Here is an 18,684-nt window from a genome sequence, read left to right as displayed (position 1 = left end):
GCCAGATACCAAATCAAGTCGGGTATGACAACATTGTTACGACCGGTGCCGCCTCATCCTCTACGCAGTCATTCTGAACTTGATTCAGAATCCAGTAGCACCGAACCCGTTCACGGCTACCCCACCAGATGCTGGATCAAGTCCAGCATGACTGCATTTTTGCAGTCTCTACCACGCCCGCCAGATATCGGAGCAAGTCCGGTTTGACAACACTGTTACGGCCGGTGCCGCCTCATCCTCTACGTAGTCATTCTGAACTTGATTCAGAATCCGGTACCACCGAACCCGTTCACGGCTACCCCACCAGATGCTGGATCAAGTCCAGCATGACTGCATTTTTGCAGTCTCTACCACGCCCGCCAGATATCGGAGCAAGTCCGGTTTGACAACACTGTTACGGCCGGTGCCGCCTCATCCTCTACGTAGTCATTCTGAACTTGATTCAGAATCCGGTACCACCGAACCCCTTCACGGCTACCCCACCAGATGCTGGATCAAGTCCAGCATGACTGCAGTTTTGAGTCTCTAACGCGCCCGCCAGATGCTGGATCAAGTCCAGCATGACGTTTGCTTTACTGTTCTGCCACGCCAACAGGTACCGGAGCAAGTCCTGTACGGCCCCGCAACTCATTACAGCACCAGTGCTTCGCCTATTTGTTCAAGGCTTATTTCTTTCAACATTTGCGCTAGACTTTTTTCGGTGCGGGCGCAGTACCACTGCTCGTCAACCCAGTTAAAGTGGAAGCCACCGGAGCGGGCGGCCAGCCACAGTTCGCAACTGGCGCTTTGGCGGCTAAAGATCATGGCGCTGCCATCCGGCGCTTTAAGCGTTAAAACGCCGCCGCTTATTTCGCAATCAACATCGGTATCGAGTTCGTCTACGGCGTCTTCGATGGTGACAAACAGTTCGTCGATATTGTCGTTAAACATTACTTCATTCATTTTACGGTGACTTCCAGATCGCAGTTCAATGCCGTGAGTATACTAAGGCCCTGCCGCCACTGGCCATGCCCGCAGCGCCTAGGGTATGTGTTATTCATTTGCGCCCTAGGTATAATGCGCGACTCAGTCAATTTTAGGGATACCATCATGGCCGCTTTTCCTATAGTCGCGTTTGCGCGGCCCGCTGCACTTTGCCTTGCCGTGCTGCTCACTGGCTGCGGTCAAACTGGGCCGCTGGTGTATCCTGAAAACAATGACGCCGCGGCCAGTGCAACTGGCAATAATTCAGTAAACAGCACAGCAAGTACCCCAACTACCGAGCCAAGCCCGAGTAAGCCTTTATGACGCCTTTTCACTACCTTAACGGCGAATTACACGCCGAATCCGTTGCCCTAAGCGCTATTGTCAAGCAGTACGGCAGCCCCTGCTATGTGTATTCCCGCGCCTATTTAGAACAGCGTTTTACGGAATACACCGAGGCCTTGGCTGGTCAGGATCATTTGGTGTGCTACGCGGTAAAGGCCAACTCCAATATTGCCGTGCTCAATGTGCTGGCTCGGCTTGGCGCGGGCTTTGACATTGTTTCTGTTGGCGAGCTCGAGCGGGTATTGGCAGCCGGTGGCAAGGCCGAACGCATTGTGTTTTCTGGGGTGGGTAAAACCGCTGCTGAGATGCGCCGCGCGCTGGAAGTGGGCATCCACTGTTTTAATGTGGAGTCTGAGGCGGAACTGGAGCGTTTAAATAGCGTTGCCAGCGACCTGGATGTTAAGGCCGCGATTTCGATTCGAGTCAACCCCGATGTAGACGCCAAAACCCACCCCTATATTTCTACCGGCTTGAAAGACAATAAATTTGGTATCGACATTGCCCGCGCGCCTGAGGTTTATCGCCGCGCCGCCAGCCTTGCCAATATCACCATAAAAGGTGTGGACTGCCATATTGGGTCACAACTTATTGATACCAGCCCCTTTCTCGACGCCCTCGACCGCGTATTAAGCTTAGTCGACACCTTGGCAAGCATGGGTATTGCGATCTCACATTTGGATTTGGGTGGCGGCCTCGGTGTGCGCTACCGCGATGAGGTAGCGCCTGCGACCAGCGACTATATTGCGGCAATTCGCGCGCGTCTGGGCGAGCGTAAAGTGACCCTGATGTTTGAACCAGGCCGCTCTATTAGCGCCAATGCCGGTGTGCTGCTGACCACCGTGGAATATTTAAAGCTGAATGAGCACAAAAATTTCGCGATTATCGACGCCGCGATGAACGATATGATCCGGCCCTCTTTATACTCGGCGTGGATGGATTTATTAGCGGTAAAACCCCGCGAAGACGGCGTATTACGCACTTATGACTTTGTTGGGCCCGTATGTGAAACCGGCGACTTTTTAGCGAAAGATCGCGAGTTGCGCATCGCCGAAGGCGACTTACTGGCATTGGCATCTAGCGGTGCCTATGGATTTACCATGAGTTCCAATTACAATAGCCGAGGACGTGCGGCGGAAGTCATGGTAGACGGCGATCAATGCCACCTGATTCGCGCCCGCGAAACTGTCACCGACCTGATGCGTGGCGAAACCGTGTTGCCCTGAGAGCAAGATCTTTTGTTGTAATCAACAAGCCCTGATCTGCATCTCTAACCTATAGCAACCCGCCCGCATCGTTAACTAGCGCCATCGGTGGGGCGCACCACAGGGTTTTACGATGCAGTTACGTTTTACCAAAATGCATGGCCTGGGCAATGATTTTGTCGTTATCGACCTCATTACCCAGCGCTTTAAGCTCAAGCCACACCATATCCGCAAAATTGCCGACCGGCATTTTGGGATTGGCTGTGACCAAGTGCTGGCGGTGGAAATTCCCACCCAGCCCGATGTCGATTTTCGCTACCGAATTTACAATGCCGAAGGCAGTGAAGTAGAGCAGTGTGGCAACGGCGCGCGCTGCTTTGCCCGCTATATTCGCGACAAACGCCTCACTGGCAAAGAACGGATTAAAGTTGAAACGCTGGCCGGAATAATCGAGTTAGAAGTAACCGAGAATCGCCACGTTCGCGTCGACATGGGCGCGCCGATACTCGACCCGCTGCGCATTCCTTTTACCGCTGAGCAGCAGGCCAACGATTACGCATTAGATATTAATGGCGTTGAATGGCGGGTTGGCGCGGTGTCGATGGGCAACCCCCATGTTATTTTGCCGGTTGCCGACGTCGATACCGCTCCCGTTGCCGAGATTGGCCCCACCGCCGAGCAGCACCCGCGCTTTCCGCAGCGGGTTAACGTGGGCTTTATGCAAGTTATCGATCGCGACACCATTAAACTGCGGGTTTTTGAGCGCGGCGTAGGTGAAACGCTAGCCTGCGGCACTGGCGCTTGCGCGGCTGTGGTAAGCGGGATTGTGCAGGGCAAACTCAATAATAGCGTTACCGTACACTTACCCGGCGGCAACCTGAGTATTGACTGGCAGGGCGTGGGTCAGCCCGTTATTATGACAGGCCCCGCGACGACGGTTTTCGAAGGTCAGATACAAATATAGGATCGCTTGTGGACAGTGCAACACCAAAAAAAGACGGACTACCCAGCGAGAGTGAAGTTGCGCGTTATTTGCGCAACCACCCAGGCTTCTTCCTAAATAATGAAGATATCTTGGCCGAGCTTAAACTCACCCACCAAAGCGGTAAAGTCGTAAGCCTCTTGGAGCGTCAGGTAGAGATTCTGCGCGAGCGCAATATGGATATGCGCGGCAGAATTAGCAATATGTTGGACAATGCCAACCGCAATGACCAGCTATTTGAGCGCAGCAAAAAACTCATTCTCAATCTGATCGACGCCAAACGCGCCGAGGAGCTAAGCAATATTCTTTGCCGCCACCTCGTTAATGACTTTGACGATATCGACTACGCCAGTCTAATTCTCTTTGCCGACCCCAGCCGGATCGGCAGCAGCGTGCTCCGCGTGGTGAGCCCCGAACAAGCCCAGCAGCAAATCGGCAGCCTACTGCACAGTAAAAAAGCTATTTGTGGGGTATTGCGCGGCGAAGAGCTAAGCTTTTTGTTTGGCAAGCACGCCGACCATATCGGCTCGGCAGCGCTGATGCCAATTCAAGCTGGCAACATCGACGGCGTTATTGCCATTGCCAGCAAGAATCCTCAGCACTTTAAATCCAGCATGGGCACCCTGTTTTTGGAATACATCGCCGATGTGGTTAATCGCTGCCTGCCGAAGTTGATGAAAGGGCCGTTTCTTTAGGGGGATGGTCAGACGTCTGGCGTCGGGTGTCTGACGAAATACCAGCCCGTATAAAGTTTGTACGCGCTCCCAACCACCTCCTTGCAGCAAGCTCGCCTCATCTGACGTCTGACGTCCGACCTCAGACGTCAGCCCCAACTGACTGACAATGTCGATCCATAAACCGCCGCATTAATTTCAAATACTCCCGCTGACCGAGATGCACAATATGATTGCCCGGAAACCAGTGCAGGTGCGACTCTGGCCAGTGGGCGTGGAGTAAGCGTACAAAGCGCGGCGGGGTAAACCGGTCGCCCGCGCCGCCAATGATCATCACCTTTTCTGGGTCGAGTTTGGGTTGATAGCTGAGCGGGCTGTGAATAGCCATACCACGGCGTAGATCCAGCGGGGTAAGACCGGTACGCCTACCAATCAAATCCATCAAACTGCCTGAGGGCTGCCAACTGCGCATGGTGTCTACTGGCGCAACCAAGGGCGAATTGGGTATACAAAATGCCAAACGCGGCTCCACAACGGCCATGAGCGAGCTGAGGTAGCCACCCAAACTAAGACCGCTAATCCCCACATGGGGCACACCTTGCTCTATAAGATAATCTACCAGCACCCGCATATCGCAAATAGCTTGCAGCATGCCCTCATTAAGCTGCGAGAACCCGCCAGCAAACAGCCCGTAGCCGCTAAACGGGTGACAGCGCTCGGCGCGATCGCCATGGAAAGGCTGAGTCATTAAAACAATGTCGTAGCCGTTGTTATAAAACCAGCGCAGTGAGAAAAACAAACTGTTAAAACCATACCAACTTTCAACCACACCGTGCACAAAGATCAACGTGGGCCGAGGACCGTCGGGATGCCTCCAATACTGAGCGCTGGCGGTGCGGTTGCGCTTGTAACTAAGGTAGCGATCTCGCACGTCAGGATTAACTGGCTCAAACGGACTGCTAAATCGCAGTTCCACCGCCGGTATACCCTTGGGCTTATAACTAAACCGCGATATTTTATTAACGCTAACACCCACTTTAGGTGGCGGAATAAACACGCGGTCTACATCTCGCGACGCGGCAAGATTGGCGTAAAAATCCATGCGCGCCCGCTCTTTAACCATCTCCTGCCCTTTAAACAACTGCGGTACTAGGGTGCCAGAGATCATTAAGGACAAGCCGGTGCGCATCATGCGATCCATGATCGCGGTGCCGTAAACCTTTAGCGGGTACTCACTGTCTAGCTCAGTGCCATCAGATTGACTATAAAAATCGTCGGGCAGACTAACCCACCACGGCGGTGATTTCTTTACAGGGGGGAGGGCTGTTTGCGTCATAAATCATTGTCTCGTGGCACAATTCGGTGGGACTTAGTTGTACTATATCCGACTGAATTATCAGTAGCGACCACCTAATATACTTTTCAATCAATATACGACTGCCAAACAACGCGTGCGCCAAGCGCCAATTTTTGCTGCCAAAGGTAAGTGATGAGTAAAATTAAATTACTGAGTTTCGACCTAGACGACACCTTGTGGTTAAGCGCGCCAACCATCCACAAAGCGGAGCAGGCCTTTTATCAACACTTGCAGCAGAGCGCACCAGCGCTGGTCGCCAAATTCAGCCCTGAGGCGCTGCGCGAGCACCGCCTACGCTATTTGAGCGCCCAGCCAAACTTGCGCCACCACATTTCCCAGTGGCGGATCGACAGCTTGCGCCAAGCCTTAATAGAATCCGGTTACGGCGAGCAAAGCGCGGTGATGGCCACTGCGGCTTTTGAGGTGTTTATCACTGCTCGTCAGCACGTTCTGCTACTTGAACACTGCGCTGCGGTGCTAGAGGAGTTGAGCAAGAATTATGTGCTTATTAGCCTCACCAACGGCAATGCGGATTTGAACCGCTTGGCTATTTCAAGCCACTTTAGCGCCAGTTACCGAGCAGAGGAACTTGGCGCTGCCAAGCCGGCTGCACCGCTCTTTTTACAGGCCTTAAAACACGCAGGATGCAGCCCAAACGAAGGAATTCACATTGGTGACAATATAACTGACGATATTTGCGGAGCTAAAGACGTTGGAATGCATGCTATTCAAGCACGCTTCACGGCAGATGCACCCCCGCCACACCCCTTGGCAGATCAACATTTCAATGACTGGCGTGAGCTGCCGGCGTTAATACGGCAGCTGCAGGCTAAATTATAAAGCTACTTATGGAATCAAGCTAAGCGGCTACCAAGCCTTAGCCTGATCCAACTTAGTATGTATCTACATCAGTATCGTTGTCGCCAAGATTACTGCGCATATGGGGTTCGAGATGTTTTATCTCGCCGCCCCGCGCCAGAAATGCTTCAACGTCTTTAGACAGTTGATCGCGCATGCGATCATGCACTGTCTGACTAGGCACAAAATCTAGACTTGGTATTTGATTATCACTACTACGAATGCGCGACCCCATACGACCTCCTCCCGGAAACAAGAAACCCGCGTTTACAAGGCGATTTATACTGCTTTCTCATGCTCGCTGACAAGCTGCCGCTTAGGCTTTTTTGTTCTTAACAATCTTATATATAAGCATATTTAGCGCTATACAACTTAAACACACGGCCACAAAAAAGGGCGACCAATGGCCGCCCTTTTTACAACTCCAACCAAGCTTAAATAGCTTCTTCGCCCGTTTCGCCGGTACGGATACGAATGACCTGCTCTAGGCTGGTTACAAAAATTTTACCGTCACCGATTTTTCCAGTACACGCTGCTTTAGTGACTGTATCTATGACTTTTTCTAATTGGCCATCGGTTACTGCAATTTCAAGTTTTACCTTGGGCAGGAAATCAACCACATACTCAGCACCACGATATAGCTCGGTATGGCCTTTCTGGCGACCAAATCCCTTCACCTCTGTTACCGTTACACCTTGTACGCCAATTTCCGACAAGGCGGCACGGACGTCATCCAACTTAAACGGCTTAATTACCGCACTGACTAATTTCATCGCCGCAAATTCCCCTTCATTATGATTACTGCAATATATAGCCTATTTAGCCTAGACCTAAGGGGTTTGGCAAGGTGATCCCAGCTTTTGCCGTAAAAAACCTTAGAAATAACCTAGATAACCTAGCTAAACGTGGCGGGCGCGCCCATAGCGCTACGTTTGAAGGGAGGCGATAGGATGGTCTCCCATCAAGCATTCAGCAGCTCGATGCCGACGCAAAAAAAAGGGCGCTCAATGAGCGCCCTGAAAATCACCAAACGGGGAGAGTCTTACTTGTTGGTGAATTCTGGATAGGCTTCCATACCGCATTCAGAGAGGTCGACACCTTCGTACTCTTCCTCTTCCGTAACACGTATACCCATAACCACTTTGAGTATGCCCCAGACCACTAGGCTTGCACCAAATACCCAAGCAAAGATAATCGCCGCGCCGTAAAGCTGGGTACCAAAGCTGGTATCAGCATTGGTCAATGGCACTGCCATGATTCCCCAGAAACCAACTACACCGTGAACCGAGATAGCGCCGACTGGATCGTCAATTTTTACTTTGTCCAAGGAAAGAATCGCAAACACCACGATCACACCACCAACCGCACCGATCAAAGTCGCAGCCATTGGGCCGGGTGTTAGAGGTTCTGCCGTAATAGCAACCAGACCCGCCAGCGCGCCGTTCAACGCCATGGTCAAATCCGCTTTACCAAACAGGATGCGAGCAACCAGCAGCGCCGCAATCAAACCACCACAGGCCGCCGCATTGGTATTTACAAATACCTGGGCAGTTGCGTTTGCTTCTTCGATATTCGACACCATCAGTTCTGAGCCGCCGTTGAAACCGAACCAGCCCATCCACAGAATGAAGGTACCAAGGGTAGCCATCGGCAGGTTGGCGCCAGGAATAGCGTTAACCTGACCACCTGCGCCGTACTTACCTTTACGTGCGCCAAGTAGCAACACACCTGCTAGCGCCGCTGAAGCACCACACAAATGCACTACACCAGAACCCGCGAAGTCAGAGAAGCCAGCTGCGTCTAAGAAACCGCCGCCCCATTTCCACATACCCTGCAAAGGATAGATAACACCTGTCATCACGATTGCAAAAGCAAGGAAGGCCCACAGTTTCATACGCTCAGCAACCGCGCCAGAAACAATCGACATTGCCGTGGCTACAAACACCACTTGAAAGAAGAAGTCAGACGAGCCTGAGTAGTAAGTATCGCCATTTGAGGCCAGTACTTCTTCAACGCTGGCGTCGGCAATGCTATTGCCAAACCATGCGTCAGGCAGGAATCCACCTTCTGAGCCGCCGTACATAATAGTGTAGCCGCACAGCAAATACATAGTACAAGCCACTGCGTACAAAGCGATGTTCTTAGTAAGAATTTCTGTTGTATTTTTTGAACGAACCAAACCGGCTTCGAGCATAGCAAAACCAGCGGCCATCCACATTACGAACGCGCCCATAACGAGAAAGTAGAACGTGTCCAGGGCGTACTTGACCTGTATGATGTCTTCCATCACATGCCCTCCAAAGGGAAAGAGATAATCTTTTAATTAAATTTGTTTAACTAACAACTGCAACCGAAAAATTAAATGGCTTCTTCGCCAGTTTCACCGGTGCGGATACGAACAACCTGCTCAAGTGCTGTGACAAAGATTTTGCCATCGCCAATTTTGCCGGTATTCGCTGATTTAGTAATAGCTTCAATTGTCGGCTCTACTGACCCGTCAGCAACAGCAACTTCAATCTTTACCTTGGGCAGAAAATCAACAACATATTCAGCGCCACGATATAACTCGGTGTGACCTTTTTGGCGACCAAAACCCTTCACCTCGGTAACAGTTATGCCCTGTACGCCGATGTCAGAGAGCGCCTCACGCACATCATCAAGTTTGAATGGCTTAATAACAGCCGTAATCAATTTCATCGGAAATCTCCTCTTAATGTGCGTTGATCACACACTAGGACTAAGTTAAAAAAATGACCGGCGACTAATGCCGCCGGTCGGGGTATTACATGGAAATAGGCAAGCTGTACGAAACGATGAATTTCGGATCTTTATCTACGCCCGCTTCATCGTCACCATCTTGCTGGCTCACGATGAAAGACAGATTATCGTTGTAGGCGTAAGACAGATTCGCATGCATCGTTTGCACACCATCAATATCTTCAGAACCGATCGTCAAATTGAAGGCGCCAAGGTCGCCACCAATAGTGTAGTAGTTGTAATTGGTATAACCAGAGGGGCCAGCAATCGGATCGTAGTAAGAAACGCTAATTGGGCCGAAACCAACGGTAAGAACCAGATCAGAGTGTTCAAACAGGTCAGTTGTTTCAGTGCCAAGGTAACCAGCACCTGTTGGGTAGTTGTAGTTCCAAACGCTGATGTCGAAACTTACACCACCGCCGATTTCCATACCGTAACCAGCGTACAGGTCGTACTCAGTTCCGGCGCCAGTGTCGCCAGAAGACGCCCAAGCACCAACATAGGCACCGCTAGTGCTATAGCTCAAATCACCAGACACTGCTGGTGTACCTGAACCCAGATCATAACCACGCCATAAATACGTACTGGCGACACCAACGCTAGCAGCAACTTCTGCAGAAGCGGGAGCAGCAACCATCGTCATTGAAGCAGCTGCAACACTTGCAGCTAAAAGGGTTTTCATTTTTTTCATGTCTTTAGTCTCCACTAAGGTATAAGAAAGTGATCAAGCACAATCCTGTCTAAGCTACAGCACTTTCAGTGCCAACATCTTTTTTATTATTAAAAATCAATGCGTTAGGAGACGTTTAAGGCGATAGCTAAAAGTCGGTGAATATGACTGCATACGCCACTTCGATCTGAACCAATAGTTACGCACAAATATAGAGCATACCTGCGCCCACAGTTAAAAAAATGCCTTATATAAATGCATTAAGTTATAAATTAACTGGCGTTTATCGTTAGAAATGACCTAAAAATACATTTTTAATTTAATAAAAACAATTAGTTAAGCTTATTACACAACGGCTAGGAGATGGGTGGGGTCATTGCGCTTTATTTGGCGCACCATTGCGGTGCCTGCGCACTAAAAATCAACGTCTAAGTAAAAAGGGGCGCTCGAATTAAGCAAAATGCACCCCTACAGAACACAATGCACTAGACTATTTCACCGCTTGCGCAGAGTTAGCCGATTGCTGCGCTTCTAGCAATTCCACGCGTTTGCGCAGACGCTCAATCTGCCGCTGTAAATCGCTCATTTTGGTATCGGCACCGCTAGCGCTAACCGCCGATTTTGGCGAAGCCAATATTAATTGATCTACCAGTATCCGGCCCGGTTTACCCGCAGAAGCCGCTACACCGGGACTCCCTGCCAAACCGCCCTGAGCTCCAGCCACCCATTGACGATTCCCCACCAAGGTCTTTTTGCTTACGTATGCACCACCGCCACCGGCGCCACCGGAGCCAGCATCACCGCCCTCACCACCAGCGCCGCCGTCGGCATTAATACTAATGCGGCTCACCATACTATCGCCAGATTCGGTTTTAGATAGGCTTTGGTACAAAAAGGTGATGTCACCACCGCGACCGCCCTCACCGCCGTCGCCGCCATTACCGCCCTCACCGGCTACATCTGCGCCGCACTTACTATTCATATCTGCGCCGTCACCGCCCGCGCCACCTTGGCCACCGTCGCCACCCGCACTAAGAAGTTGTAGGCTGCCGAGGCTTTCCAAGCCCAGCTGAAAGCGAATTTCCACACCGTCGCTCCCCGCCTCACCGCTGTCACCCGCTTGACCGTCGACAAACTCATCACAGGCTGGTGCAGATATACCAGAAGCACCACTCGCGCCCGCTGACGCGCGGCCGTCGACCACCACATTCTTACCAATATATGCCTGCCGCGCATGCACCCGCCAGCCACCCACTCCAGGGGCAAAACTGATATGAGCGTCGTCACCAATACGGAGGGTATCGAGAATCAACTCCTGCTGATCTAATCCTACGAGATAAGCTTGGCCAGCCGGAATTGTTAAATCGGTTGCCATGCTCGTCAGCGGAACCAACGCTAACGCCAGTGTGGCAAGGTATTTCATGAGCTTGTCCTAAGGGGGTAAAGGCCGCCATTATAGACTTTGGCTAAAATAAAAATGCGGCAGTTTGTGTGAATAGTAATCAAATTTTACACGTCTGAAGCCTGAAGTCTAAGCCAGACTTGCTGAATGCTTGACGGGAGATGCTAGAACCAAGTCGGACGTCGGACGTCTGACGTCCGACGCACCTCACACCGTCATATGCCTGCGCACATCTTCTTCTACCATTTCATCACCGCGACCTGCGAGGATGACTTCGCCGCGGTCCATTACGGCGTAGTAATCGGCCAGCTCGCGGGCAAAATCAAAATACTGTTCTACCAAAACAATAGCCATTTCACCCTGCTGACGCAGAATAGTAATAACATTGTGAATGTCTTTAATAATAGAGGGCTGAATCCCCTCGGTGGGTTCATCCAAAACCAGTAGGCGCGGCTTGGTAATCAAGGCCCTTGCAATGGCCAACTGCTGTTGCTGCCCGCCAGACAAATCGCCACCGCGACGCTTGAGCATACTTTTTAACACAGGAAATAAATCGAAAATTTCAGGGCTAATATGGCGCTGGCTGCGCTTAAGTGGCGCATAGCCGGTATAGAGATTTTCTTGCACGGTGAGCTGCGAAAAAATTTCTCGGCCCTGAGGTACATACGCAATACCGGCGCGGGCGCGGTCTGCGGGCGCCATACTACTAATATCCAAACCATTTAGCGTAATACTGCCGCCGCGCACTGGGTGGCGGCCAGTAATCGCCCTTGCCAAGCTAGACTTACCCACCCCATTGCGACCTAAGATACAGGTAACTTTGCCCGTCTCGGCGCTTAAATTCACTTTACGCAGGGCCTGACTCGCGCCGTAGTAGAGGTCCACATCATTCACTAGCAACATAGTCTTAACGTCCTAAATACACTTCAATCACCCGCGGATTGGCCGACACCACCTCTAAACGACCTTCAGCCAACACACTGCCTTCGTGCAGCACCGTGACCTTGCTGTCTAAGGCTTTGATGAAGTCCATGTCATGTTCGACCACCACAATGGTGTGCTCGCGGTTAATTTCTTTTAATAGCGCTGCGGTTTCCATGGTTTCTTGATCGGTCATGCCCGCTGCTGGCTCGTCGACCAGTAAGAGTTCCGGCCCCTGCACAATCAACATACCAATTTCCAACCACTGCTTTTGACCGTGTGAAAGACTGCCCGCCAGCTCCGCCGCTTTGGCTTTCAAGCCGACCAGTTTAATCACTTCATTTATCCGGTCACCCTGCTCACTACTTAACTTATGCCAGAGCGCGCGAATCACACTGCGAGTGCCAGCCAGCGCCAGCTCTACATTTTCCCAAACGGTGAGGGTTTCAATGACCGTGGGCTTTTGGAATTTACGACCAATGCCCAAATTGGCAATGTCGGCTTCGTCATATTGAGTAAGATCGATACTGTCCTTAAAACGCACCTGTCCAGAATCGGGCCGCGTTTTGCCGGTAATAATATCCATCATCGTGCTTTTGCCCGCGCCGTTAGGGCCGATAATTGCGCGCAATTCGCCGGGCGCAATATCTAAAGACAAATTATTAATCGCTTTAAAGCCATCAAAGCTTTTGGTCACACCATTGAGATACAACATGCTCTGCAATTCTGAGCTGTGAAAGCCCGGACTTTTTACCACCGCACTCATGACTCTGCTCCTTGCGATGTCGGCGCGTTGCGCTCAGCGCGACGATCTTGTAATTGTTTAACCACACCCACGATGCCTTTAGGTAAATACAGGGTGCTAATAACAAACAGGGCGCCCAACATAAACAGCCACACTTCTGGGAAGGCACCGGTGAAATAGGTTTTGGCATAGTTCACTGCCGCCGCACCAATCACCGCGCCAAACAATGTGCCGCGGCCACCGATCGCGACCCAAATAACAATCTCAATAGAATTGATTGGCCCAAACTCGCCGGGGTTGATAATACCGACCTGAGGTACATACAAAGCACCCGCAATGCCAGCCAATATTGCCGACACCACAAACACAAAGAGCTTAAAATGCTCAACCCGATAACCCATAAAGCGTGTGCGACTTTCGGCATCGCGTATTGCCACCAACACCCGACCGTATTTACTGCTCACAATCGCGCGGCACAAAATATAGGCGAGCATCACGCTTAATGCCGACAAGGCGAACAATACACAGCGGGTGATATCTGACTGCAAATTAAAGCCGAGAATGTCTTTAAAATCGGTGAGGCCATTATTGCCGCCAAAGCCCATATCATTGCGGAAGAAAGCCAGCAGCAAAGCGTAGGTCATGGCTTGGGTGATAATCGACAAATACACGCCGGTTACTCGCGAACGAAACGCCAGCCAGCCAAACACAAAGGCCAGCGCCGCAGGCACCATGGCTACCATAAACATAGAGAAGAAGAAGCTATCAAAGCCATACCAATACCAGGGCAGCTCCGTCCAGTTCAAAAACACCATAAAGTCGGGCAAATCGGCATTGCCATACACGCCGCGCTCACCGATCTGCCGCATTAAATGCATACCCATGGCGTAGCCACCGAGTGCAAAAAATGCACCGTGGCCGAGACTTAAAATACCGCAATAACCCCAGATTAAATCCAGCGCCAAGGCAAGCAAGGCATAGCAGAGATACTTGCCCAGTAGCACGACAATATAGGTGGGTATATGTAAAAAACTGCCCTCGGGCATTAGCAAATTACACAGCGGCACCAGCACCATGGCGGCAAACAACACCATTAACAAATAGCTACCCGCTTTATCTGCTAGCAATAAACGGCCAATGGCACTGCGTTCAAATATTTTTGTATTCAGCATGGTCAATTAATCCTCTACCGAGCGGCCTTTAAGAGCGAACAAACCGCGAGGTCGCCACTGAATAAACATAATGATGAACACCAGCACAAAGATCTTTGCCAGTACCGCACCGGCAAAGGGTTCCAAGAATTTATTGGCTACCCCGAGGCTCATCGCCGCGAAGAAAGTGCCAAATAAATTACCCACCCCGCCAAACACCACCACCATAAAGGAGTCGATAATATATGACTGACCTAGGTTGGGACCGACATTGGTGAGCTGACTCAAGGCCACTCCGGCAATACCTGCAATACCTGAACCTAAACCAAAGGTTAAGGCGTCCACCCAGCCCGTGCGTATGCCCATGGAGTTCGCCATGGCGCGGTTTTGCGTAACGGCGCGCATCTGCAAACCCACAAAGGTTTTCTTTAACAAAAACACCAGCAGCAATAGCACGATTAAACTGAAAGCGATGATATAAAGGCGGTTATAGGTCAGCGATAAGGCGCCATTAATTTCTAGGGAGCCACTGAGCCAACTTGGCGCGGTAACCGATTTATTTAGGGGCGAGAAAATACTGCGCACCGCCTGCTGTAAAATCAAGCTCACACCGAAGGTAGCCAACAAGGTTTCTAAGGGGCGTCCGTACAAATGGCGAATAATGCCGCGCTCTATCACAATCCCCACTAAACCCGACACTATAAAGGCAGCGGGAATGGCGACAATAATCGAGTAATCAATATAGTTCGGCATCAGTAATTGAATAACGTAGGTGGTGTACGCTCCCAGCATCATCATTTCGCCGTGGGCCATATTAATAACACCCATAACCCCAAAGGTGATCGCCAAGCCCACGGCGGTAAGTAACAGCACCGACCCTAAGCTCAAGCCAAAAAACGTATTCTCAATTAATTTGTAAATTTTTGCTTCGCTGCGCATTTCCTTTAACACGGCAGCAGCCGACTCCCTTACCAAGTCGTCTTTTTCGGTGTAGTTTCCGTCGCTATCGGTTAGCTGCATGGCGGCAAGAATCGACATGGCATCGCTGTCGAGGGTGCCGCGAAAAGATTCGATGGCCTCTAAACGCAATACCTGCTCATCCGAATTTAAATTCACCATTGCCGCGGCAAGTCTCAGAGATTCGATTACCTTGGCATCAGTTTCCATTAAGAGTGCACGTTCAATAGCGTGCAAAAATTCCGGTGACGGGCTGCGCACCAAATTTTTAGCCGCCTGTAAGCGCACTGCAGTATCGTCACTGCGCAGTGCAATTTCAGCCAGCACGCCGCGCAACACTGTGCGCAGCTCATTATTAATACTGATCTTGCGCACCGCTCGGCTACCTACCACGCCAAGGTCTTCACCACTAATTACCGCCACCGCACTGTAGCCGTCGGCGTTACTATGGGCGTACACCAGCTGACGCCCTTTTTTGGTGTAGTACAAATCACCCGCCTGCAGAGCCTCGAGTACCGCAACCCGCTGGGACAAATCAGAGCTCGCGATTAAATTAATCAAGTTCACTTTGTCACTGGTACTTTTTACAGTAATGAGTTCATTCAGCAGCAGCGAAGCATCTTTATCTCTTAATTCGTTTTGGCTTGCTGTCGCAATCGGCGCAGCAGTGCTTTGCATAGGCAGACAAATGACTAGGCAAAGTAATAAAAATCGGAATACGGAATACGTATAGGTGTGATTCAGTTTCATTGAAACATCCATTTACAATTAATGCCCCGTCACACCATGGCATGACGAGGCATCTTTTTGAAAAAGAAGTCCGGGGGAACTTCTTTTATTCAGCGAGCGAACTCGCTAAGAAGACCTAGTAGTTTTGACCTGAGCACTTCTTGGTTTCGGTATTGTAGTTACCGCACATGATTTTCGGATTCTGCCAATCTGCTTCAAGCTTAGCGCTCTCTGGCAGGAAGTCAGTCCACGCATCACCAGGCACAGCGGCCTCGGTTTGCCATACGATATCGAACTGGCCGTTTTCTTGAATCTCACCAATTAGCACCGGCTTGGTCAGGTGGTGGTTGGGTAGCATAGTAGCCACGCCGCCAGTCAAATTCGGAACACTAATTCCGATCAGAGCATCGTGTACTTTATCGACTTTAGTGGTCTTGGCTTTTTCTACCGCCTTCACCCACATATTAAAACCAATATAAGTGGCTTCCATTGGGTCATTGGTGACGCGTTTTGGATCGCCGATATACGCCAGCCATTTATCAATGAAGGCATCGTTGGCTTCAGCATCGGCGCTCATGAAGTAATTCCATGCGGCGAGATGACCAACCAATGGGCCAGTATCAAAGCCAGACAACTCCTCTTCACCTACCGAGAACGCCACCACCGGAATGTCTTCTGCAGACAAGCCTTGGTTAGCCAGCTCTTTGTAGAACGGCACGTTAGCATCACCATTGATAGTTGAAACCACCGCGGTTTTTTTGCCTTGCGAACCGAATTTCTTAATATCAGAAACAATAGTCTGCCAGTCGGAGTGACCGAAAGGTGTGTAATTGATCATGATGTCTTTTTCAGCCACACCTTTGCTTTTCAGGTAGGCTTCAAGAATTTTGTTGGTTGTGCGCGGATAAACGTAGTCGGTTCCCGCCAATACCCAGCGTTTAACCGAACCGCCGCCTTCGCTCATCAAGTAATCAACGGCAGGTATGGCTTGCTGATTGGGCGCTGCACCGGTATAGAAAACGTTTTTAGACGACTCTTCACCTTCGTACTGAACGGGGTAAAACAACAAGCCGTTTAATTCTTCAATGACGGGCAGTACCGATTTACGCGATACCGAAGTCCAGCAACCAAAAATAACATCAACCTTATCTTTCTCTAAAAGCTCTTTGGTTTTTTCGGCAAACAGTGGCCAGTTAGAAGCGGGGTCAACTACCACCGCCTCTAATTTTTTGCCCAGCAGGCCGCCTTTTTTGTTTTGCTCGTCAATCAACATCAGTACGGTGTCTTTCAGTGTGGTTTCACTGATCGCCATGGTGCCTGATAAAGAATGCAAAACACCGACTTTAATGGTGTCTGCGGCTTGGGCTATCGAGGCGCTTAGCGACAACGTCGCTGCCGCCAACACAATACTGCTGTGTTTAGCGAAGGCCTTGATGGATGATTTTGTTTTCATGTTGTGCTCCCTAACTCTATTTTTATACCGCTAATTAATTCAATCTCACTGCGATTGCTCAACGGACCCTGGCAATTCTACCCACGGGTATTAGCAGAAATGGTGCCAATCGGCTAAAAGCGGGCATTTGCAGGGCTTTGCGGGAAGCGGTGTTATGTTTTGATGCCAACAGCGATGCTGCCGGCCTTTTGCGCGTGCAAAGCAACGCACAATTACTGTGCGCAAGCACCAAAGAATGGCAAAGAAGGGATTTTAGTTATTGAGAAGTAAAAAAACGCCAAAGCCCATGGCCGACACCGCAAACAAGGATTGCAGTGAACGCTGCACCCCGTAATGGTAGCGACCCAAGCTAGAAAGCCCGCCACGCAAGGCGATCCCAACGCCAGCCATAGCTGTGATCAAACCAAAATTAAATACTAAAACATGCAGCATACCCAATGCCGGACTAGCCATGCCCGCAGCTGGAATCACCGCTAATAGCGGCGCCGAACCCGCACTACCATGGACCAAGCCAACCCACACTGCCGAGGGACCAACGCCCTGTTTTGAATCATGGCGATGATGTTGTCGCCATAAGTGATAAAAACTCAGGCCGCCAATCACAATTAACATCCACGCCACCAAAGATTCGGCAAACGCACTAAACTGCACAGGAATCGCCGCGCCAGCCAACAGCACCACGCTTGCCACCACGATGACCGCCAAGCCGTGACCCAAGCCCCAGTGCACCGCAAAACGCAGGCTGTGTCGGCCGTTGTCACGGCTACTCATACCACTCACGGCAGCAAGGTGGTCGGCGTCAAAGGCGTGCGCCACCCCCGCCGCAAAGCCGAGTAATAACATACTTAATAGTGGCGCCAATTCCGTTGTTATCAAAGCCGAGCCTCCTTAACTCACGCCCCGAGCATGCCCTGCTCAATAATAAATTTAACAATCTCGGCAACGCCGCTGCCATCTTTTAAATTGCTAAAAATAAAGGGCTTGTCGCCACGCATGCGCTTGGCATCGCGATCCATCACGCCAAGATCGGCGCCCACCAAGGGAGCCAAATCGGTTTTATTAATAATCAATAAATCTGAGCGCGTAATACCCGGGCCGCCTTTGCGGGGGATTTTGTCTCCAGCAGAAACGTCGATCACATAGATGGTTAAATCCGACAACTCTGGGCTAAACGTTGCCGCCAGATTGTCGCCGCCGCTCTCGATCATGATTAAGTCTAAATCGGGAAAGCGGCCACTGAGTTCAGCCACTGCTGACAAATTCATCGAGGCGTCTTCGCGGATTGCGGTGTGGGGGCAGCCGCCAGTTTCCACGCCGAGAATCCGCTCTTGATCCAGCACCTCGTGGCGCAGCAAAAACTCGGCGTCTTCACGGGTGTAGATATCGTTGGTGATGACCGCGATGTCGAAGCGCTCGCGCAACTCCGCACACAGGGTTTTCACCAGCGCGGTTTTACCAGAACCTACTGGGCCACCAATGCCAAGCCGCAATGCAGGCTTTTTCATATAAACACTCCAC

General features: G+C 50.8%; 20 protein-coding genes. 5 read left to right on the top strand and 15 right to left on the bottom strand.

Annotated elements, in window-relative coordinates; translation table 11 throughout:
- Window positions 1-630 precede the first annotated feature (630 nt).
- Window positions 631-942, bottom strand: a complete 312-nt coding sequence (gene cyaY / locus P1U47_RS09775; protein WP_301028622.1) for an iron donor protein CyaY — start codon at window positions 940-942, stop codon at window positions 631-633.
- Window positions 943-1,089: 147 nt separating this feature from the next.
- Here cyaY and P1U47_RS09770 point away from each other — a divergent pair, with 147 nt between their 5' ends.
- From P1U47_RS09770 to P1U47_RS09755, 4 genes are all read left to right on the top strand, one after another.
- Complete coding sequence (locus P1U47_RS09770; RefSeq protein WP_301028621.1) at window positions 1,090-1,287, top strand: lipoprotein; 198 nt, start codon at window positions 1,090-1,092, stop codon at window positions 1,285-1,287.
- A complete protein-coding gene (gene lysA, locus P1U47_RS09765; protein ID WP_301028620.1) occupies window positions 1,284-2,531 on the top strand; it encodes a diaminopimelate decarboxylase in 1,248 nt (415 codons plus the stop codon). Before P1U47_RS09770 ends, lysA begins: the two co-directional genes overlap by 4 nt.
- Window positions 2,532-2,643: 112 nt before the next feature.
- Complete coding sequence (dapF, locus tag P1U47_RS09760; protein ID WP_301028619.1) at window positions 2,644-3,474, top strand: diaminopimelate epimerase; 831 nt, start codon at window positions 2,644-2,646, stop codon at window positions 3,472-3,474.
- An 8-nt stretch (window positions 3,475-3,482) separates the two neighbouring features.
- Window positions 3,483-4,187 carry a DUF484 family protein gene (locus tag P1U47_RS09755; protein WP_301028618.1) on the top strand — a complete coding sequence of 235 codons (705 nt, stop codon included), beginning with the start codon at window positions 3,483-3,485 and terminating at the stop codon, window positions 4,185-4,187.
- 121 nt (window positions 4,188-4,308) lie between these two features.
- On the opposite strand, the gene P1U47_RS09750 is transcribed toward P1U47_RS09755, so the two are convergent.
- Window positions 4,309-5,502 carry a S9 family peptidase gene (locus tag P1U47_RS09750; protein ID WP_301028616.1) on the bottom strand — a complete coding sequence of 398 codons (1,194 nt, stop codon included), beginning with the start codon at window positions 5,500-5,502 and terminating at the stop codon, window positions 4,309-4,311.
- 153 nt (window positions 5,503-5,655) lie between these two features.
- Between P1U47_RS09750 and P1U47_RS09745 the strand changes: the two genes are divergently transcribed.
- Entirely contained in the window at window positions 5,656-6,363 is a 708-nt protein-coding gene (locus P1U47_RS09745; RefSeq protein WP_301028615.1) for an HAD family hydrolase, read from the top strand.
- Between the two features lie 52 nt (window positions 6,364-6,415).
- On the opposite strand, the gene P1U47_RS09740 is transcribed toward P1U47_RS09745, so the two are convergent.
- The 13 genes from P1U47_RS09740 to ureG form a co-directional block, all read right to left on the bottom strand.
- The gene (locus P1U47_RS09740) at window positions 6,416-6,616 is read right to left on the bottom strand and encodes a hypothetical protein (RefSeq protein WP_301028614.1); all 201 of its coding nucleotides are present in this window, start codon (window positions 6,614-6,616) and stop codon (window positions 6,416-6,418) included.
- Window positions 6,617-6,815: 199 nt separating this feature from the next.
- Entirely contained in the window at window positions 6,816-7,154 is a 339-nt protein-coding gene (gene glnK, locus P1U47_RS09735) for a P-II family nitrogen regulator (protein ID WP_301028613.1), read from the bottom strand.
- A gap of 269 nt (window positions 7,155-7,423) precedes the next feature.
- The gene (locus P1U47_RS09730; RefSeq protein WP_301028612.1) at window positions 7,424-8,668 is read right to left on the bottom strand and encodes an ammonium transporter; all 1,245 of its coding nucleotides are present in this window, start codon (window positions 8,666-8,668) and stop codon (window positions 7,424-7,426) included.
- Between the two features lie 71 nt (window positions 8,669-8,739).
- The gene (gene glnK, locus P1U47_RS09725) at window positions 8,740-9,078 is read right to left on the bottom strand and encodes a P-II family nitrogen regulator (RefSeq protein ID WP_301028610.1); all 339 of its coding nucleotides are present in this window, start codon (window positions 9,076-9,078) and stop codon (window positions 8,740-8,742) included.
- Between the two features lie 85 nt (window positions 9,079-9,163).
- Window positions 9,164-9,829 (bottom strand): TorF family putative porin, encoded by a 666-nt coding sequence (locus P1U47_RS09720; protein WP_301028609.1) that lies wholly within the window; start codon window positions 9,827-9,829, stop codon window positions 9,164-9,166.
- Window positions 9,830-10,298: 469 nt separating this feature from the next.
- A complete protein-coding gene (locus P1U47_RS09715; protein WP_301028608.1) occupies window positions 10,299-11,231 on the bottom strand; it encodes a hypothetical protein in 933 nt (310 codons plus the stop codon).
- A gap of 186 nt (window positions 11,232-11,417) precedes the next feature.
- Window positions 11,418-12,113 carry an urea ABC transporter ATP-binding subunit UrtE gene (gene urtE / locus P1U47_RS09710; RefSeq protein WP_301028607.1) on the bottom strand — a complete coding sequence of 232 codons (696 nt, stop codon included), beginning with the start codon at window positions 12,111-12,113 and terminating at the stop codon, window positions 11,418-11,420.
- 4 nt (window positions 12,114-12,117) lie between these two features.
- Window positions 12,118-12,897, bottom strand: coding sequence for an urea ABC transporter ATP-binding protein UrtD (gene urtD / locus P1U47_RS09705; RefSeq protein ID WP_301028605.1), 780 nt, complete (start codon window positions 12,895-12,897; stop codon window positions 12,118-12,120).
- Window positions 12,894-13,970, bottom strand: a complete 1,077-nt coding sequence (gene urtC / locus P1U47_RS09700; RefSeq protein WP_366943149.1) for an urea ABC transporter permease subunit UrtC — start codon at window positions 13,968-13,970, stop codon at window positions 12,894-12,896. The genes urtD and urtC overlap by 4 nt, the downstream gene beginning before the upstream one ends.
- 84 nt (window positions 13,971-14,054) lie before the next feature.
- Window positions 14,055-15,734: an urea ABC transporter permease subunit UrtB gene (gene urtB / locus P1U47_RS09695; protein WP_301028602.1), complete on the bottom strand. Its 1,680-nt coding sequence runs from the start codon at window positions 15,732-15,734 to the stop codon at window positions 14,055-14,057.
- 115 nt (window positions 15,735-15,849) lie between these two features.
- Window positions 15,850-17,166, bottom strand: a complete 1,317-nt coding sequence (gene urtA, locus P1U47_RS09690) for an urea ABC transporter substrate-binding protein (protein ID WP_301028601.1) — start codon at window positions 17,164-17,166, stop codon at window positions 15,850-15,852.
- A 252-nt stretch (window positions 17,167-17,418) separates the two neighbouring features.
- The gene (locus tag P1U47_RS09685) at window positions 17,419-18,042 is read right to left on the bottom strand and encodes an urease accessory protein UreH (RefSeq protein ID WP_301028600.1); all 624 of its coding nucleotides are present in this window, start codon (window positions 18,040-18,042) and stop codon (window positions 17,419-17,421) included.
- A gap of 17 nt (window positions 18,043-18,059) precedes the next feature.
- The gene (gene ureG / locus P1U47_RS09680; protein WP_301028599.1) at window positions 18,060-18,671 is read right to left on the bottom strand and encodes an urease accessory protein UreG; all 612 of its coding nucleotides are present in this window, start codon (window positions 18,669-18,671) and stop codon (window positions 18,060-18,062) included.
- Window positions 18,672-18,684 lie beyond the last annotated feature (13 nt).

The sequence above is a fragment of the Zhongshania sp. genome (assembly GCF_029212375.1).
Lineage (GTDB): Bacteria > Pseudomonadota > Gammaproteobacteria > Pseudomonadales > Spongiibacteraceae > Spongiibacter.
The sequence above is the reverse complement of the archived record's forward strand: the minus strand, read 5'-3'. Positions and strand labels throughout refer to the sequence as shown.

Bases quoted from the DNA above. Each gene is read 5' to 3' on its own strand.
- urtE (WP_301028607.1), bottom strand. From the start codon at position 12,113: ATGTTGCTAGTGAATGATGTGGACCTCTACTACGGCGCGAGTCAGGCC.
- dapF (WP_301028619.1), top strand. From the start codon at position 2,644: ATGCAGTTACGTTTTACCAAAATGCATGGCCTGGGCAATGATTTTGTC.
- P1U47_RS09750 (WP_301028616.1), bottom strand. From the start codon at position 5,502: ATGACGCAAACAGCCCTCCCCCCTGTAAAGAAATCACCGCCGTGGTGG.
- urtD (WP_301028605.1), bottom strand. From the start codon at position 12,897: ATGAGTGCGGTGGTAAAAAGTCCGGGCTTTCACAGCTCAGAATTGCAG.
- P1U47_RS09730 (WP_301028612.1), bottom strand. From the start codon at position 8,668: ATGGAAGACATCATACAGGTCAAGTACGCCCTGGACACGTTCTACTTT.
- cyaY (WP_301028622.1), bottom strand. From the start codon at position 942: ATGAATGAAGTAATGTTTAACGACAATATCGACGAACTGTTTGTCACC.
- P1U47_RS09715 (WP_301028608.1), bottom strand. From the start codon at position 11,231: ATGAAATACCTTGCCACACTGGCGTTAGCGTTGGTTCCGCTGACGAGC.
- glnK (WP_301028610.1), bottom strand. From the start codon at position 9,078: ATGAAATTGATTACGGCTGTTATTAAGCCATTCAAACTTGATGATGTG.
- ureG (WP_301028599.1), bottom strand. From the start codon at position 18,671: ATGAAAAAGCCTGCATTGCGGCTTGGCATTGGTGGCCCAGTAGGTTCT.
- glnK (WP_301028613.1), bottom strand. From the start codon at position 7,154: ATGAAATTAGTCAGTGCGGTAATTAAGCCGTTTAAGTTGGATGACGTC.
- P1U47_RS09720 (WP_301028609.1), bottom strand. From the start codon at position 9,829: ATGAAAAAAATGAAAACCCTTTTAGCTGCAAGTGTTGCAGCTGCTTCA.
- P1U47_RS09770 (WP_301028621.1), top strand. From the start codon at position 1,090: ATGGCCGCTTTTCCTATAGTCGCGTTTGCGCGGCCCGCTGCACTTTGC.
- urtB (WP_301028602.1), bottom strand. From the start codon at position 15,734: ATGAAACTGAATCACACCTATACGTATTCCGTATTCCGATTTTTATTA.
- urtA (WP_301028601.1), bottom strand. From the start codon at position 17,166: ATGAAAACAAAATCATCCATCAAGGCCTTCGCTAAACACAGCAGTATT.
- lysA (WP_301028620.1), top strand. From the start codon at position 1,284: ATGACGCCTTTTCACTACCTTAACGGCGAATTACACGCCGAATCCGTT.
- urtC (WP_366943149.1), bottom strand. From the start codon at position 13,970: ATGGTGTTGTTTGCCGCCATGGTGCTGGTGCCGCTGTGTAATTTGCTA.
- P1U47_RS09740 (WP_301028614.1), bottom strand. From the start codon at position 6,616: ATGGGGTCGCGCATTCGTAGTAGTGATAATCAAATACCAAGTCTAGAT.
- P1U47_RS09745 (WP_301028615.1), top strand. From the start codon at position 5,656: ATGAGTAAAATTAAATTACTGAGTTTCGACCTAGACGACACCTTGTGG.